Annotated in this window: 2 protein-coding genes and 1 pseudogene; 2 read left to right on the forward strand and 1 reads right to left on the reverse strand. The window is 45.5% G+C overall.

Going from position 1 to position 2,135, the window contains the following annotated elements; translation table 11 throughout:
• Both GHO03_RS24280 and GHO03_RS24285 read left to right on the forward strand, forming a co-directional pair.
• Positions 1-474 (forward strand): replication/maintenance protein RepL (locus GHO03_RS24280; RefSeq protein ID WP_153400666.1); only part of this gene is annotated, 474 nt, incomplete at its 5' end.
• A gap of 35 nt (positions 475-509) precedes the next feature.
• Positions 510-1,628, forward strand: a complete 1,119-nt coding sequence (locus GHO03_RS24285) for a DUF559 domain-containing protein (protein ID WP_153400667.1) — start codon at positions 510-512, stop codon at positions 1,626-1,628.
• A gap of 14 nt (positions 1,629-1,642) precedes the next feature.
• On the opposite strand, the pseudogene GHO03_RS25245 reads toward GHO03_RS24285, so the two are convergent.
• Positions 1,643-2,135 (reverse strand): annotated as a pseudogene (locus tag GHO03_RS25245) (hypothetical protein); the annotation flags it as partial.

Here is a 2,135-nt window from a genome sequence, read left to right on the forward strand (position 1 = left end):
AATTACAACTTCGTCCAGATCTCCCGCAGCTACCTGACTCAGATGCGTAAATTGGCCCGTGCAAGCCCCATAGCGCACGAGATTTTGTATTACTTGGTGGAGCACATGGGTAGGACCACAAACGCCGTAGTGTGTAGCTATGGGACGCTCTGCGAGGTCACAGGCGTAAGCCGTCCTACAGTGGGTCGAGCAATCAAGCTCCTCAAGGATGAAAACTGGATCGACACAGTAAAAATCGGCAATGCCAGCGCCTACTGTGTCAACGAACGAGTGTTCTGGCAGGCAGGCCGCAACCAACGGAAATACGCCGTTTTCTCTGCGACCGTCATTGCCTCTGCATCTGAGCAAGACAGCAATTTCAAGGAAAAGGCGAAGCAGAAACTGACCTACATCCCAATCATCGAAGACAACAACATAGCCGTTACCGGAAAGGATGAACTTCCACCGCCAGACCAACAAGACCTAGATATCTAAAAGCTCCACAATAATGTTAACCAGGAAGGTGCTATGTGAACGGAAAATCTGCAGGTAAGCTTTGGGTTAGGGCTGGTTTAATTGCAATAGTATTGCCGCTATGTTTTATATTCCCATATGTTTTGATTGTTGTACTAATCTTAACATGGTTAACTTTCTTAGACTTTATAGAACCAAAAACTAAAACGGTCCTTCCGCCTCGAACATGGGTTGACGCAAAACCCGACGATAGTGACTGGCTAGAGCTATTCCTAAAAGGCTGTGAATCTCCAGCAGAGGAAAAGTTTCTACAATCCATGGTTAAAGAATTCAATCTTTATCCTAGTAATGGGGCACTAATTTCCCCAGCGTTATCAATGGAAATGCAATTCACATTCCATAACTATCGATTTGATTTTGTGCTGAACAGCAAGTACATCGTCGAAATTGATGGTGCCACATACCACTCTTCACCTGAGCAGGTAGAGCGTGACCGTATCCGAGACGAATTCTCAGTAGCCCATGGTTATAGCGTCCTCCGGATACCAGCAAGTATAGTTTTCAATAATCCCGCCGAAGCTATCCGAAGGGTCAAGGATTTTGCTTTAAACCCTACCAGGTCTGCGACAGAGCCAGAGCCAGAGCCAGTTGCTAAGAATAGTATTATACGGAAACCTGTATCAAACTACATTGGTGACTTCACGAAAGGCGTATCGAGTTTTACTAAAATAGTTATTGATGCTAGCTTGAAACAAGCTACTATTTCAGATTTTAAAAAAGCCATAGATAGTGAACAAATATTTCTTAACGCTATGGTACGTAAAGTCGAGACAGAGATTCGTTTAATGAACCTTTCTCCTGGTGAGCGAAAGATTCATGATGAAATGTACGCAAGAATTACACAAGGTCATATTAAAAAACCAATAACCGAAATTTTTTGTTGGACACCTATTATTTTGCCGGAGCCAATTGATAATGAAGTTGTTCAGCGGCAAATTTCAATGGAGTGCCCCTATCATCTTGAAAACCTCAGAAAGTATTTTGAGGATTTGAGGAAAAGATCTGCTAATGATTATATGTTTGCAGTTCTTTTCCATAAATACATGGAGGAATCGGGTTTCCCGGATATGGATCTAATCAAATCTGGCGCTCATGTGCCTACTTCACGTGAGTAGTCCAATATATTATTTTAACGTCCCCGATCGATCGGGGCATTTTTTATTTTTTCTTGGCGTATCGCCGTCCTCTGTTCCTTAGCTTTCTTGTTTTCCAGTTGGAACGTCATGGCCACTTTTAAAACCTCAGTAACCTGAGCCTTTGTAAGCCCCTTGAAAGGCCCCTGAAGCGTCTCAAGACGCTTTCTGAGGTCATTTGCCGTGTCCTGCAGCTCCTTCGCTCTGCGACGTTCCTGGAGCGCTGTAGAGGCCGTAGCAACGGTCCCGGCGAACCCTTCGTTCACCGCTTTGGTAAGACGTTCTGCAATCATTTCTGGTGATTCGACTAAATCGCCACGACCCAACACCGTCTTAGCCATGAACCCCGCCTTTTCCAGCACCCGCGGCTCTACCGCTTTCGGACTGATCGTCGCCCTATCCTTCACACCGCGCTCTACAGCGGCGTAGTACAGCTGAATCGTCTGATGGGTGGCCTTACTGCCCTTGATCCCGCTCTCCAGCCCCAAA

It is taken from the genome of Pseudomonas sp. FSL R10-1339, from assembly GCF_009600545.1.
GTDB lineage: Bacteria > Pseudomonadota > Gammaproteobacteria > Pseudomonadales > Pseudomonadaceae > Aquipseudomonas > Aquipseudomonas bubulae.